Source organism: Burkholderia territorii (assembly GCF_001718335.1).
GTDB classification, from domain to species: Bacteria; Pseudomonadota; Gammaproteobacteria; order Burkholderiales; family Burkholderiaceae; genus Burkholderia; species Burkholderia territorii.
In genome coordinates this window covers 1311979-1324743 of the sequence record NZ_CP013366.1, presented here as the reverse complement: position 1 = coordinate 1324743, position 12765 = coordinate 1311979, and the positions used below count along the sequence as shown (strand labels likewise).

The window sequence follows — 12765 nt, the reverse complement described above, 5'->3', positions numbered from 1 at the left end:
GCGCGGAGTCGCTAGCTGGACGCGACCTGCGGTGTCGGCGCGCGAACCCGGCGCGTGGCGCACGAGGCTTCGCGGCATCGCCCGACAGGCGGCGTGCGGCGGATGAACGGGATAAGTGAGGTAGGCGCTAGGGTGCGAGGTTGATCAGCACAAACTTTCAAATTATAGCCCGAAAATGGCCTTATCTTCAATCGACATGGCCGTCCGATCATGCGTGTGGCGCGCACAATGCCGCTGTATCGCGCACGACGCGCGTTGCTGCGGCCCCGTTTCCGCAGCCGCGCTACCCGTCAGCGTACCGCCGGATCAACGCGCTTGCCAGCGCTGCGCGCGGGCCATGCGTACCAGACCGCGCTCGCGAGCTGCAGCGCGAGCAGCACGCTCCATGCGGTGACGTGCGCGACAGCCGGGTAACGGCCGTCGATCGCCGGCCAGTACGACAGCACCGCGCCGATACCGATCTGGAACGCAAAGATCAGCACGAAGATCACGAGCGTCAATGTCGTATTCGCGCGGCCGATCAGATGGGCCGGAAAGTGGCGGGCCAATACCGCATAGGTCAGGATCCCGACGCCGCCGAACATCCCGTAGGCCGCCCACAGCACGCCCGGCGGCAGCGAGACGCGCGCGACGATCGCAACCTGCGTGGCAACGAACAACGCCATGCCGACGCCGCAAAACGCCTGGACCGACACCCCGCGGCGCTCGAGCACGCGCGCCGCCGCGCCAAAACCGACACAACCGGCCATCATCGCAAAGCCGAGCACCGACACGAGCCGCGCGGCGTGCTGTGCGTCGAACCCGGCGACGTCGCGCAGGTACGGGCCGACCCATAGCGACTGCATCGCATAGAACACGCCCTGCGTGACGATCGAGAACGACGAGATCTTCCAGAACGCGCCGCTGCCGAGGATGTGCCACGTGCCCTTGAACTGGCTGACGAGTCCGCCCTGATGGCGCGGCTGCTCGGCCTCCGGCGCGCCGAAGCCGATGGCGGCCGCGACGGCGATCGTCAGCACCGCGAGGCCGCCGCAGATCACGCGCCAGCTCGTCATGCCGAGCAGCCACGTGAGCGGCGAGCCGACCGCGACGCCGCCCAGGCCGCCGACGGCCATCACGAGGCCGTTGACGAGCGGCAGCCGGCCAACCGGGAAATGCTGCGCGAGCGCCTTGAATGCCGCACCGAGACACACCGATACGCCGACGCCGATGAGCAATCGGCCCGCCATCATCGTGCCGAGGTCGTGCGCGACGCCGAACACGGCGGCGCCGGCGGCCGCGAACAGCAGCATGCCGGCCGTCACGCGGCGCGGGCCGAAATGGTCGAGCAGCACGCCCGCCGGAATCTGCGCACCGGCAAAGCCGAGGAAATACAGACTGGTAAGCAGCCCGAGATCGGCAGCCGAAAGCCCGAGCTCGTGCGTGACGAATGGCGCGAAGCCGAGATTGACGCCGCGGAACACATACGACACGAAATATCCGAGCGCAAACAGCGCGAGCACCCTCACCTGCACCGACGACATCGCTCCTCCTCGTGATCCGGGGCCCGCGAAGCAATAGCGTCGCGGCCGTGCACAAACGAAAACGCCGTCACCTCGGTGACGGCGTTCCATCGCGTTTCATCGGATGATAGCGCAAGCGCGCGGTTCTGCCGGCGCGCCTCGCCGCGGTCGCGACCGCGTTACTTCTTCTTGCCCTTGTGCGCAGCAGCCTTCGGCGCGGCCTTGGCCGGTGCCGCCTTCGCGGGAGCCGACTTCGTCGCACGGGCGGCCGGCTTCGCGGCGCCGTGCTTCGTGCCGCGCGACTTGCCGCCCACGGACAGGCTCGCGCGCTCGATATGCGCACCGGCGGCCGACGTCGCGATCCGCTCCGGACCCGGCTCTGCCGGCACCGCGCGGCCAACCGGCACGTGCAGCACGAGCGCCTGGCCCGGCATCGCGAGATCGCGATGCGTGCGGTTCCATGCCTTCAGCTGACCGACCGACACGCCGTAGCGGCCAGCGATCGCCGCCATCGACTGCTTGCGGCGCACGCGAATCAGCATCTTGCGCGTGTCGGGCACGTCGGGCTCCATCGCGAGCACGCCGTTTTCCGCGACGTCCGCGCTGATGTCCTCGTCGTCGTCATCGCCGCGCGGCACGACGATCGTCGAGCCCGGCTTCAGGCGCATGCCGGCCGGAATCTTGTTGACCGACATCAGCGTATCTGCGTCGACGCCGATCTTCTCGGCGATCGCAGCCGGGCGCGCGCGCTCGCTGACCGTATAGGTCGTCCACGTCGACAACTGGCCGCTGTACGCCTTCAGGTTCTTCTCGAACGCTGCCGCGTTGTCGAACGGCAGCAGAATCTGCGGCTCGGTCGCGCCGAGGATCACCGGCTTCGAGAACGACGGGTTCAGCGAACGGAACTCGTCGAGCGACAGGTTCGCGAGCTTCGCGGCCACCGCCACGTCGATGTCGCGCGACGTCGTGACCGTCACGAAATACGGGTGGTTCGGGATATCCGGCAGCGTCAGGCCGAACTGCTGAGGATTGGCGATGATGTTCTTCACCGCCTGCAGTTTCGGCACGTAGTTGCGCGTTTCGTTCGGCATCCGCAGGCTCTGGTAGTCGGTCGGCAGGCCGGCCGCCTGGTTGCGCGCGATCGCACGCTGCACGTTGCCCTCGCCCCAGTTGTAAGCGGCCAGTGCCAGATACCAGTCGCCGAACATGTCATGCAAGCGCGACAGGTAATCGAGCGCGGCGCTCGTCGACGCGAGCACGTCGCGGCGCTCGTCCTGCCACATGTTGCGCTTCAGGTTGTACGTGCGGCCCGTGCCGGGCATGAACTGCCACATGCCGGCCGCCTTCGCGACCGACAGCGCCTGCGGATTGAATGCGGATTCGATGAACGGCAGCAGCGCGAGCTCGGTCGGCATATGGCGCGCTTCGAGCTCCTCGACGATGTGATACAGGTACTTCTGCGAGCGCTCGGTCATGCGCTGCACGTAATCGGGACGTTGCGTGTACCAGGTCGTCTGCATGTCGACGAGGTCGCTCTGCAGGTCGGGCATCTGGAAACCGCGACGGATGCGGCCCCAGAGATCGGAGTCGGCACTGGTCAGATCGCCGACGGATTGTTTGTCGACGTCGACGGTTTCTTTGGCGGTGGCTGATTTACGGAGGTAGTTGGACGCCGCCTGCGAATCGGCGGCGTTGTTGGCGACAGGTGGCTGGCTCGCACAAGCGGCGAGCAGCAGGACCACCATCGCACTCAATATAAGTCGCATGAAAATCTCGGCTTCCGACGGCTGGAAATTGCTGGCGATACTACGGAAGTGCGTGCTTCACGTCAATAAAAACGCCGAAAACTCAGCCAAATCCTACATTTGGAGCAATTTTTACAGACTCCGCTTGAGCTTTGGAGTCCTCCGGAAATCGTCATCGGAACCGGTTTTTCCATTCGCGCATCAATGTGAATGCCGTCAGGCGATCCGGCACCGTTTCGTGCAACTCGGCCGCGAGCGTCGCGTGGATGGCCGCGCTATCCGCCCGCATGAACGGGTTAACGGCGCGTTCGTGCGCGATCGTAGTGGGCAGTGTCGGCACGCCGCGCGCGCGCAGCGCCTGCGCGTCGTCGCGCCAGGCGGCGAGCGCCGCATTGCCCGGTTCGCACGCGAGCGCGAAGCGGATGTTGGACAGCGTGTATTCGTGTGCGCAATGCACGCGGGTGTCGCCGGGCAGCGCCGAGAGCGCGTCGAGCGACGCGAGCATCTGCGCGGGCGTGCCTTCGAACAGGCGGCCGCAGCCGCACGAGAACAACGTATCGCCGCAGAACACGTGCGGCACGGCGGCGCCCTGCCCGGCCGCCTGGAAATAGGCGATGTGGCCACGTGTATGCCCCGGCACGTCGAGCACGTCGAACGCGAGCGCCGGTGCGTCCAGCATCACGCGATCGCCGCCCGCGAGCGGCCGCGTGACCACGCCGATCGCCTCGGCCGCCGGGCCGAAGACGTCGAGCGGCGCATCGTCCGGTTGGCCATCGCGCAGCGCGGCGACACCGCCGACATGGTCGGCGTGATGGTGCGTGAGTAAAATAGCGGTCAACCGCCAGCCGCGTTCGGCAAGAACACGGCGTACGGGTGCGGCTTCACCCGGATCGACGGCGATCGCATCGCGGCCGTCCGAGACGAGCCAGATATAGTTGTCTTCGAATGCCGGAACCGGCACGTATTCCAGCTCGTTCATGGGCGCGCAATCATCGTTATGTCCGATCGTCAAATTATAGACTGGCCCGCCTGGACCGACTCGCCGCCCGGCCGCTACGTGCTGGGCTGGGAGCAGGCACAGCTCGACCGGATCGTGTCCGACGTGTTCGGATTTCATGCGCTGCAGCTCGGCCTGCCTCAGCTCGATGCGCTGCGCGAGAACCGCATGCCGTATCGCGGCCTCGTGCTCGACCCGGCGAGCGGGGCGAGCGCGCCCTACCAGTATCCGTGGGCGCGCGACGCGCACGCGCCCGACCATGCGCCGGCCGGTAGCAGCACGACGTGGTGCGACCTGCTCGACCTGCCGTTCGAGTCGCAGAGCGTCGACCTGATCGTGATGCCGCACACGCTCGAATTCACGTCCGACCCGCACCGCCTGCTGCGCGAAGCCGAGCGCGTGCTGATGCCGGAAGGCCAGCTCGTGATCACCGGCTTCAATTCGCTGAGCCTGTGGGGCATGCGGCAATCGTTCGGGCGCATGGCGAACCGTCCGTTCATACCGGCCGCGCGCGACCAGATCGCGTTCATCCGGCTCAAGGACTGGATCAAGCTGCTCGGCTTCGATCTCGAGCGCGGCCGCTTCGGCTGCTACCGGCCGCCGCTCGTCACCGACCAATGGCTTGCCCGCTACGGCTTCATGGAAGCCGCCGGCGACCGCTGGTGGCCGATCTTCGGCGCAATCTACATGGTCACGGCCGTCAAGCGCGTGCGCGGCATGCGCCTCGTCGGCCCGATCAAGATGAAGAAGCCCGTGCTCGCGCCGGGCCTCACGCCGGCGGCCACCCCGACCACCCATCAAGAACATTCATGACCACCGACACCATCGACATCTATACCGACGGCGCCTGCAAGGGCAATCCCGGCCCCGGCGGCTGGGGCGCACTGTTGCGCTACGGCGACCGCGAAAAGGAGCTGTTCGGCGGCGAGCCCGACACGACCAACAACCGCATGGAGCTGATGGGCGTGATCGCCGCGCTCGAAGCGCTGAAGCGGCCGTGCCACGTGATCGTCCATACCGACTCGCAATACGTGCAGAAAGGCATCAGCGAGTGGATCCACGGCTGGAAAAAGAAGGGCTGGGTCACCGCGGCGAAGACGCCGGTGAAGAACGCCGACCTGTGGAAGCGGCTCGACGCGCTCGTCGTGCAGCACGAGGTCGAGTGGCGCTGGGTGAAGGGCCACGCGGGCCATCCCGAAAACGAACGTGCGGACGCGCTCGCCAATCGTGGCGTCGAATCGCTCGCGGCCTGAACGCAGGCCGCCCTACCGTCTTTCCCGATTTATCCGACATGCGCCAGATCATTCTCGATACCGAAACCACCGGCCTGAATCCCCGCTCGGGCGACCGCCTGATCGAAATCGGCTGCGTCGAGCTGCTGAACCGGCGGCTCACCGGCAAGAACCTGCACATCTACGTGAACCCCGAGCGCGACAGCGATCCGGGCGCACTGGCCGTGCACGGCCTCACGACCGAATTCCTGAGCGACAAGCCGAAATTCGCGGAAGTCGTCGACCAGATCCGCGACTTCGTGAAGGACGCCGAGCTGATCATCCACAACGCGCCGTTCGATCTGGCATTCCTCGATGCCGAATTCGCCCGGCTCGGCCTGCCGCCGTTCATCGAGCATTGCGGCGGCGTGATCGACACGCTCGTGCAGGCCAAGCAGATGTTCCCGGGCAAGCGCAACTCGCTCGACGCGCTGTGCGACCGGTTCGGCATCAGCAACGCGCATCGAACGCTGCACGGCGCGCTGCTCGACTCGGAACTGCTCGCCGAGGTCTATCTCGCGATGACGCGCGGCCAGGACAGCCTCGTGATCGACATGCTCGACGACGTCGGCGCCCACGGCGGTGCGGCGAACGGGCAGCGCGTGTCGCTCGCGTCCCTCGACCTGCCGGTGCTCGCGGCGAGCGACGACGAACTGGCCGCCCACCAAACGCAGCTCGACGAGCTCGACAAGTCGGTCAAGGGCACCTGCGTGTGGCGCAAGTCCGCCGACGTGGATGCCGCCGAAGCCGCCTGACGCGTCACCTGCCGAAGAGCGCTGCAGCCGTGCTCACGCGCGCGGCTGCAGCGCGATGACGGCCATCCCGCCGAGTGCGAGCACTGCGCCCGCCACATCCCAGCGGGACAGCGCGATGCCGTCGACCACCCGCAGCCAGATCAGCGCCACGGCGATGTACACGCCGCCGTACGCCGCATACGTGCGCCCGGCCGCACTCGGATGCAGCGTCAGCAGCCACGCGAACAATGCGAGCGACAGCGCGGCCGGCACCAGCAGCCACACGGGCCGGCCGCCCTTCAGTACGAGCCATGGCAGATAGCAGCCGACGATTTCGGCCAGTGCAGTAACGGCGAACAGCGCCGCAATCCTGATCAGTTCGGTCATCCGGTTCCTCGCAGATTCGCCCACCGCGCGGCGGGCCACGCGACCCCGCCGCGCGCCGCCGATCATACCGGAGCCGGCCCCGCCGGAACCGCGGCCAGACGGGGGCTTCGAGGCAATTTGCACGATCGTCTGCCATCGTGCTATCATGTCGCCTGTTTCAACATTCAATCTCTGTCTATTCGATTTCGAAAGAAGTCCGTCCGCGCGTTGCGGGCCGGTGCTTCGACCGAAATTGCATCCACAGGAAAGCCCGCCCGACAGGCCCGCTTTTCTCGTTTCGCTGCCCCTCCGGGGCGCTTGCCGGAACGCTGGACTCCGTCCGCACCGGCATCTGCCGCTCGTATCACGCGGCCCATTCTTCATGAGCGCACCGTCGCGACGGCCCATCCGGCCCGCGTCGAAGCAGTCCCTTGCGGCCCCTTACCGCCTCACGTGCAGTAAGCGCTTAAATGGCCTGCCCCGACGCGCAGCACCCGACATCGCGCTCGCCGGCAAACCGTGTCGGACGGCCATCCGTTCCGGCGCAGTCAAAGGAGTGCATGACCTTGACCGCAACACACGTCAGCCCGACCGCTGCTTCTTCCTCCACGTCGTCCGGCGCGGCCCCGCTCGCCGCGGACGACATTACCGTCGTCGACCAGAGCCTGCTCAAGCGCGCCGTCAGCGCGATGGCCATCGGCAATGCGATGGAATGGTTCGACTTCGGCGTCTACAGCTACATCGCCGTCACGCTCGGCAAGGTGTTCTTCCCGTCCAGCAGCCCGTCCGCTCAGCTGCTCGCGACCTTCGGCACGTTCGCCGCCGCCTTCCTCGTGCGCCCGCTCGGCGGCATGGTGTTCGGCCCGCTCGGCGATCGCATCGGCCGCCAGCGCGTGCTCGCCGCCACCATGATCATGATGGCCGTCGGCACCTTCGCGATCGGCCTGATCCCCAGCTACGCGTCGATCGGCATCATGGCTCCCGTGCTGCTGCTCGTCGCCCGCCTCGTGCAGGGCTTCTCCACCGGCGGCGAATACGGCGGTGCCGCCACCTTCATCGCCGAGTTCTCCACCGACAAGCGCCGCGGCTTCATGGGCAGCTTCCTCGAGTTCGGCACGCTGATCGGCTACGTGATGGGCGCCGGCGTCGTCGCGCTGCTCACCGCGTCGCTGTCGCAGGAAGCGCTGCTGTCGTGGGGATGGCGCGTGCCGTTCCTGATCGCGGGCCCGCTCGGCCTGATCGGCCTGTACATCCGGATGAAGCTCGAGGAAACACCGGCGTTCAAGCGCCAGGCCGAAGAGCGTGAAGCGCAGGACAAGGCCGTGCCGAAGGCGCGCTTCCGCGAAACGCTGATGCGCAACTGGCGCGCGCTGCTGCTCTGCGTCGGTCTCGTGCTGATCTTCAACGTGACCGATTACATGGTGCTGTCGTATCTGCCGAGCTTCATGTCGTCGACGCTGCACTTCGACGAGTCGCACAGCCTCGTGCTGGTGCTGATCGTGATGGTCTTGATGATGCCGCTGACGCTCGCCGCCGGCCGCCTGTCGGACCGGATCGGCCGCAAGCCCGTGATGCTCGCCGGCTGCGTCGGCCTGCTCGCGCTGTCGATTCCGTCGATGATGCTGATCCATGCGGGCACCACCGCGTCGGTGTTCGGCGGCCTGCTGATCCTCGGCGTGCTGCTGTCGTGCTTCACCGGCGTGATGCCGTCCGCACTGCCGGCGCTGTTTCCGACCGAGATCCGCTACGGCGCGCTCGCGATCGGCTTCAACGTGTCGGTGTCGCTGTTCGGCGGCACGACGCCGCTCGTCACCGAGTGGCTCGTCGACGTGACGCACAACCTGATGATGCCCGCGTACTACATGATGGGCGCTGCCGTGATCGGCATCGTGTCGGTCGTCGCGCTCGCGGAAACCGCGCGCCAGCCGCTCAAGGGCTCGCCGCCGGCCGTCGCGACGCGCCGCGAAGCGCACCAGCTGGTGCGCCAGATGCGCGAGGACGACGACGCGGAGATTTACGGCGTCGCGTCGACGGCACGCGCCTGAGCATCGCCCAACAAAAAGCCCCGGCAAAAGCCGGGGCCTGATCGGATTCGATCCGCCCGACCGGCTTGCGCCGGTCGGGCTTTTTTTCATCTGTCGCGTGGACGCGCGATCATGCGTGCGCTTCGCAGTCGCGGCAGAAAATCAGCGCCCGCGAGCGCGACACGGCAGCCTGCGCACCGCGCGCCGCGACGATCAGGCCGACCTGGCCGAGATTGAAATCGCGCTCGACCATCAGCTGCGTCAACGCGGCAAGCGGCAACACGACGGACGGGTGGTACAGACTCGATTCGATCAGCGCTCTCATCATCGGCTCCATCAGGCAATGCATATTCGATGGAGTGGATTCTAGGGACCGGCCGCAACCGGATAAACAGCGCGAATGCGAAGTCACTTGTCAGCGTCGGAGAACAATCGGCCGCGACCGTCACGGACGTGGTCAACGCGGTCGAGCGGACGGTGGCCCACGGCCCGGAAACGCAACGCGGAACATGCGCGACGGGTGTTTCGGGCACCGGCCCCGGTGCAAAAAGGCGCGCACGCGGGGCCCGTGGCGGGCCGGTTTATCCGTGCCGAATGCCCGCGCGACTGCCGCCGCGACCGTATGCTGGTTCCGTCGCCTGGCGCCCGCCCGTGCTCCCCCGCCTTCGTGCCGACGCGACAGCCGCCGCCTCAGTCGAGTGGCGTCTCGGCGAACGCCGGCAGCGCTTCCGCCCGCGCCGAATGCGCGGCGAGCGCCGGATATCGGGCCGGATCGATCCGCGCGAGCGCCGGGTAATCGGCGGTCATGAACTGCGTGAAGCGCCACGCGACGGCGACGGTCACGTCGGACTGCAGCAGGCGCGCGCCGCCGAGCCAGCCATTCGCTGCCGCGACGAGCGGCTCGAGCGCGCCGTACGCGGCCTCGATCTGGCCCAGCACGCGCTCGAGCCATGGCGCGTGCTGCTTTTCGGCCGGCCTCAGCGCGTGCTCGTACACCACCTGCACCGTCTTCTCCGCCGCTGCCAGCGCGAATCCGACCGGCACGAGCGTACGTAGCCGCGCGTCGGCGGCGTCGGGCAGCAGGCGCCGCTCGGGCGCGACGCAATGATCGAGATAATCGACGATCAGCGACGAGTCGATCAGCGTCGCACCGTCGTCGGTCACGAGCGTCGGCGCCTTCACCACCGGGTTGAATGTCTGGAACTGGTCGAACTGACGGAACACCGAGATCGACTCGTGTTCGAACGGCAGGTCGAGCAGCTTCGCCGAAATGGCGGCACGGCGCACGAACGGGGAATCCAGCATGCCGATCAGCTTCATCGCAAACGCTCCAGTCGAGGGATTCAGACCGACGAATGTAGCAGTGCCGCGTGTCGCCGCCTAGCGCTTGATGCACGTCGCTCCGGTCACGTTTCCGACACCCGCTGCGCGGCCGGAGTGACCATAATGCAGATTCACGCCCCCTCCGCCCCAAGGTTCGCCATGTGGTATGCCGTCGTCGAGCAGCAGCGGGAATGGATGCGCGCCTGGCGCGCGGCGACGTGCCATGCATTCGACGTGTGGCCCGCCGCGACGCTGGCGCACGCCGCATCGTCGTGCTACGACGACCTGTTCGAGCCGCTGCTCGGGCCTGCCGTCGCGCCGCCGCGATTCGAGATCGCGCGCCCGGCGATCGACGAGCGGATCGTCGCGTGCACGCCGTTCTGCCAGTTGCGACGCTTCGCGCGCGACGACGCGCGGCGCACGGTGCTGCTGTGCGCGCCGCTCGCCGGACATGCGGCCGTGATGATGCGCGAGACCGTCGAGGCGCTGCTCGCGGACGGCGACGTCTGCGTGACCGACTGGGTCAATGCGCGCGACGTCCCGCTCGCAGCGGGCCGCTTCGGGCTCGACGAATACGTGGCGACGCTCGACGGCTTCGTCGACGCGCTCGCTCGCGACGAACGGCCGCTGCACGTCGTCGCCGTGTGCCAGGCCACCGTTCCCGCGCTCGCCGCACTCGCGCTGCGCGCCGCGCGCGGCCTCGCACCGCCGGCGAGCGTCACGCTGATCGGCGGGCCGCTCGACGCGCGGGTCAACCCGAGCACGCTCGGCACCACCGCCGCGTCCCGGTCGCTCGCGTGGTGCCGCCGCCATCTGATCGACGTCGTGCCGCCCGGCTTCCCCGGCCGTGGCCGGCACGTGTTCCCGACCTATCTTCAGCAAGGCGAGATCGCGCTGCTGTATCCGCAACGCTTTCTGATGCTGATCGAGGACTACGCGCGCGCCGCGTCGCATTTCGACCTGGCGGCGCTGGCCGACGCGCGGCGTGCGCTGCGCGAATACACGGCCCTGCTCGACATGCCGGCCGAATACTTCCTCGATACCGTCGATATCGTGTTCCAGCGAATGTGCCTCCCGAACGGCACGTGGAACGTCGGCGGGCAGCACGTCGAGCCGGCCGCGCTGCGCGGCGTCGTGCTGGTGACGGTCGAAGGCGCTTGCGACGCCGTTACGGGCGCCGGCCAGACGCATGCAGCGCTCGCCATGTGTCGCGGACTCAAGGCCGGCGAGCGCCAGCGCGTCGATATCGACGATTGCGATCATTACGGGCTGTTCACCGGCGCGCGCTGGCGCGACGAAGTCCATCCCGCACTGCAGCGCGCATTCGCGCAGGCCGAAGCCGGCCGCCCGGGATCGCGCCGGCGGCGAGTCAGACGGGCGTGATGTCGTCGTCCGGCGCGCGGGCCGCGTCGAGGAGCGCACGCACCTCGTCGTCCCCGGTCTGATCGAAACGCGCGTAGAACTGGCTGATCCCGAAGAACGACAGCGGCTGCAACACCGTCACGAACGTGTCGGCGAGATCGTCGAACGCGTGCCGCGCGCCGTTCGGGGCGACCGGTGCGGCGGCCACGATGCGCGCGGGATGGCGCTCGCGCAGCGCCTGCAACGCGACCCGCATCGACGCGCCGGTCGCGACGCCGTCGTCGACGACGATCGCGATGCGGCCGTCGACCGGCAGCGGCGGTCGGGCGCCGCGATACAGCGCTTCGCGGCGCTGCAATTCGGCCGTCTCGCGCGCGATCACGTCGGCCAGTTGCGCATCGGTTACGCCCATCGCGCGGATCGCCGAATGCTGCAGATGAATCGCGCCGCCGGTCGCAATCGCGCCGATCGCGAATTCCGGATCGGACGGCATGCCCAGCTTGCGCACCACCAGCACGTCGAGCGGCGCGCGCAGCGCCTGCGCGACCGGGAAGGCGACCGGCACGCCGCCACGCGGCAGCGCGAGCACGACGACGTCGCGACGCCCCGCGTAGTCATGCAGCGCGTGCGCAAGCCGGCGACCCGCGTCGGCGCGATCGGCAAAACGCTCGGTCACGATCGGCTCCCTGCCGTTGCGCCGAATGCGCGACACGCGCACCGGCATCATGTTCAACGAGCATGGTTCATCGGGCGCGCCGATGCAAGCGGGGTCATACCGGCACGCGGCACCGGGATGGCAGCGGGAATGGATAGGTGGCGCTTGCCCTGCGCGGGCCGCCGTCAGACGCTCAGAGACCGCCGGCCTGCCGGTACAGCCGCCAGAACGACTGCGCATACGACTGCGCGAGCTCCGGTGCGCGCTGGAACACGTTCACCGTTTCCGCGTGCGCGGGCGCGCCGTCGGACAGCGTCGTCAGCGCGACGCTGTCGTCGACGATCGCGAAGCGCGGCGCGGGATCGCCGTGCCGCGAATCGATCGCGACGTCGATGCCGGCCGACTTCAGATATCCCGCGCCGCTGTACTTGCCCGCACGCGACGAGCGCACCAGCACGACCCGCACTTCGATGCCGCGCGAACGCGCGTCGCGCAGCGCCGCCGCGACCGCGGGCGGCACATACGCGTAGCCGGCCAGCAGCACGCGGCGCTGCGCCTGTCCGATCAGGTCGACGGTCGCGTCGGCCGCCGCATTGTCATACGAAAAGTATGTGCCGACCGATGCGGCATCGGATGGAATCGGGCTGGCGTGGGCGGCCGCCGCGCAGCAGAGCGCGGCGAGGAGGAAGGCGGCTGGTCTCATGGCGGGCGCCATTTTAGCGATGCCAATTCGCGTGGCAAGCGCCGGCTGCACCGCTGCTGCGCCGGCGCAACACCTGGTGCGCA

Annotated in this window: 13 protein-coding genes; 5 read left to right on the top strand and 8 right to left on the bottom strand. The window is 68.1% G+C overall.

Annotation, left to right across the window (positions count from 1 at the left end; genetic code table 11):
• Positions 1–290 precede the first annotated feature (290 nt).
• From WS51_RS16795 to gloB, 3 genes are all read right to left on the bottom strand, one after another.
• Positions 291–1523, bottom strand: a complete 1233-nt coding sequence (locus WS51_RS16795) for an MFS transporter (protein WP_069229479.1) — start codon at positions 1521–1523, stop codon at positions 291–293.
• A 158-nt stretch (positions 1524–1681) separates the two neighbouring features.
• Positions 1682–3268 carry a transglycosylase SLT domain-containing protein gene (locus WS51_RS16790; protein ID WP_059506077.1) on the bottom strand — a complete coding sequence of 529 codons (1587 nt, stop codon included), beginning with the start codon at positions 3266–3268 and terminating at the stop codon, positions 1682–1684.
• 151 nt (positions 3269–3419) lie between these two features.
• The gene (gene gloB, locus WS51_RS16785; RefSeq protein WP_069229478.1) at positions 3420–4226 is read right to left on the bottom strand and encodes a hydroxyacylglutathione hydrolase; all 807 of its coding nucleotides are present in this window, start codon (positions 4224–4226) and stop codon (positions 3420–3422) included.
• Positions 4227–4244: 18 nt separating this feature from the next.
• On the opposite strand from gloB, the gene WS51_RS16780 reads away from it, so the two are divergent.
• Genes WS51_RS16780 through dnaQ form a run of 3 tightly spaced genes read left to right on the top strand, consistent with a single transcriptional unit; the run spans position 4245 to position 6270 of the window.
• Complete coding sequence (locus WS51_RS16780; protein WP_069229477.1) at positions 4245–5057, top strand: class I SAM-dependent methyltransferase; 813 nt, start codon at positions 4245–4247, stop codon at positions 5055–5057.
• Complete coding sequence (rnhA, locus tag WS51_RS16775; protein ID WP_059847854.1) at positions 5054–5497, top strand: ribonuclease HI; 444 nt, start codon at positions 5054–5056, stop codon at positions 5495–5497. The genes WS51_RS16780 and rnhA overlap by 4 nt, the downstream gene beginning before the upstream one ends.
• A gap of 38 nt (positions 5498–5535) precedes the next feature.
• Positions 5536–6270, top strand: a complete 735-nt coding sequence (gene dnaQ, locus WS51_RS16770; protein ID WP_069229476.1) for a DNA polymerase III subunit epsilon — start codon at positions 5536–5538, stop codon at positions 6268–6270.
• 33 nt (positions 6271–6303) lie between these two features.
• Here the strand turns inward: dnaQ and WS51_RS16765 are convergent, their stop codons facing one another.
• Positions 6304–6636, bottom strand: a complete 333-nt coding sequence (locus tag WS51_RS16765; RefSeq protein ID WP_059449370.1) for a YnfA family protein — start codon at positions 6634–6636, stop codon at positions 6304–6306.
• 539 nt (positions 6637–7175) lie between these two features.
• On the opposite strand from WS51_RS16765, the gene proP reads away from it, so the two are divergent.
• Positions 7176–8660, top strand: coding sequence for a glycine betaine/L-proline transporter ProP (gene proP, locus WS51_RS16760; RefSeq protein ID WP_069229475.1), 1485 nt, complete (start codon positions 7176–7178; stop codon positions 8658–8660).
• A 109-nt stretch (positions 8661–8769) separates the two neighbouring features.
• On the opposite strand, the gene WS51_RS16755 is transcribed toward proP, so the two are convergent.
• Together WS51_RS16755 and WS51_RS16750 are read right to left on the bottom strand one after the other, a co-directional pair.
• On the bottom strand, positions 8770–8967 hold the full coding sequence (locus WS51_RS16755) for a hypothetical protein (protein ID WP_040144915.1): 198 nt from the start codon (positions 8965–8967) through the stop codon (positions 8770–8772).
• Positions 8968–9329: 362 nt separating this feature from the next.
• The gene (locus WS51_RS16750) at positions 9330–9959 is read right to left on the bottom strand and encodes a glutathione S-transferase (RefSeq protein WP_069229474.1); all 630 of its coding nucleotides are present in this window, start codon (positions 9957–9959) and stop codon (positions 9330–9332) included.
• A 162-nt stretch (positions 9960–10121) separates the two neighbouring features.
• Between WS51_RS16750 and phaZ the strand changes: the two genes are divergently transcribed.
• Complete coding sequence (gene phaZ, locus WS51_RS16745; RefSeq protein ID WP_059798409.1) at positions 10122–11345, top strand: polyhydroxyalkanoate depolymerase; 1224 nt, start codon at positions 10122–10124, stop codon at positions 11343–11345.
• On the opposite strand, the gene WS51_RS16740 is transcribed toward phaZ, so the two are convergent.
• Both WS51_RS16740 and WS51_RS16735 read right to left on the bottom strand, forming a co-directional pair.
• The gene (locus WS51_RS16740; RefSeq protein ID WP_059944609.1) at positions 11332–12000 is read right to left on the bottom strand and encodes a phosphoribosyltransferase; all 669 of its coding nucleotides are present in this window, start codon (positions 11998–12000) and stop codon (positions 11332–11334) included. The two genes, phaZ and WS51_RS16740, sit on opposite strands and share 14 nt — an antisense overlap.
• Positions 12001–12172: 172 nt before the next feature.
• Positions 12173–12694: a phospholipase D-like domain-containing protein gene (locus WS51_RS16735; protein ID WP_059546035.1), complete on the bottom strand. Its 522-nt coding sequence runs from the start codon at positions 12692–12694 to the stop codon at positions 12173–12175.
• Between the last annotated feature and the right edge of the window lie 71 nt (positions 12695–12765).

What these genes read in the sequence shown, in the direction of transcription:
- WS51_RS16780 (WP_069229477.1), top strand. Translation starts at nt 4,245, where the DNA reads ATGTCCGATCGTCAAATTATAGACTGGCCCGCCTGGACCGACTCGCCG.
- WS51_RS16750 (WP_069229474.1), bottom strand. Translation starts at nt 9,959, where the DNA reads ATGAAGCTGATCGGCATGCTGGATTCCCCGTTCGTGCGCCGTGCCGCC.
- WS51_RS16790 (WP_059506077.1), bottom strand. Translation starts at nt 3,268, where the DNA reads ATGCGACTTATATTGAGTGCGATGGTGGTCCTGCTGCTCGCCGCTTGT.
- WS51_RS16765 (WP_059449370.1), bottom strand. Translation starts at nt 6,636, where the DNA reads ATGACCGAACTGATCAGGATTGCGGCGCTGTTCGCCGTTACTGCACTG.
- gloB (WP_069229478.1), bottom strand. Translation starts at nt 4,226, where the DNA reads ATGAACGAGCTGGAATACGTGCCGGTTCCGGCATTCGAAGACAACTAT.
- dnaQ (WP_069229476.1), top strand. Translation starts at nt 5,536, where the DNA reads ATGCGCCAGATCATTCTCGATACCGAAACCACCGGCCTGAATCCCCGC.
- proP (WP_069229475.1), top strand. Translation starts at nt 7,176, where the DNA reads ATGACCTTGACCGCAACACACGTCAGCCCGACCGCTGCTTCTTCCTCC.
- WS51_RS16735 (WP_059546035.1), bottom strand. Translation starts at nt 12,694, where the DNA reads ATGGCGCCCGCCATGAGACCAGCCGCCTTCCTCCTCGCCGCGCTCTGC.
- WS51_RS16755 (WP_040144915.1), bottom strand. Translation starts at nt 8,967, where the DNA reads ATGATGAGAGCGCTGATCGAATCGAGTCTGTACCACCCGTCCGTCGTG.
- rnhA (WP_059847854.1), top strand. Translation starts at nt 5,054, where the DNA reads ATGACCACCGACACCATCGACATCTATACCGACGGCGCCTGCAAGGGC.
- phaZ (WP_059798409.1), top strand. Translation starts at nt 10,122, where the DNA reads ATGTGGTATGCCGTCGTCGAGCAGCAGCGGGAATGGATGCGCGCCTGG.
- WS51_RS16795 (WP_069229479.1), bottom strand. Translation starts at nt 1,523, where the DNA reads ATGTCGTCGGTGCAGGTGAGGGTGCTCGCGCTGTTTGCGCTCGGATAT.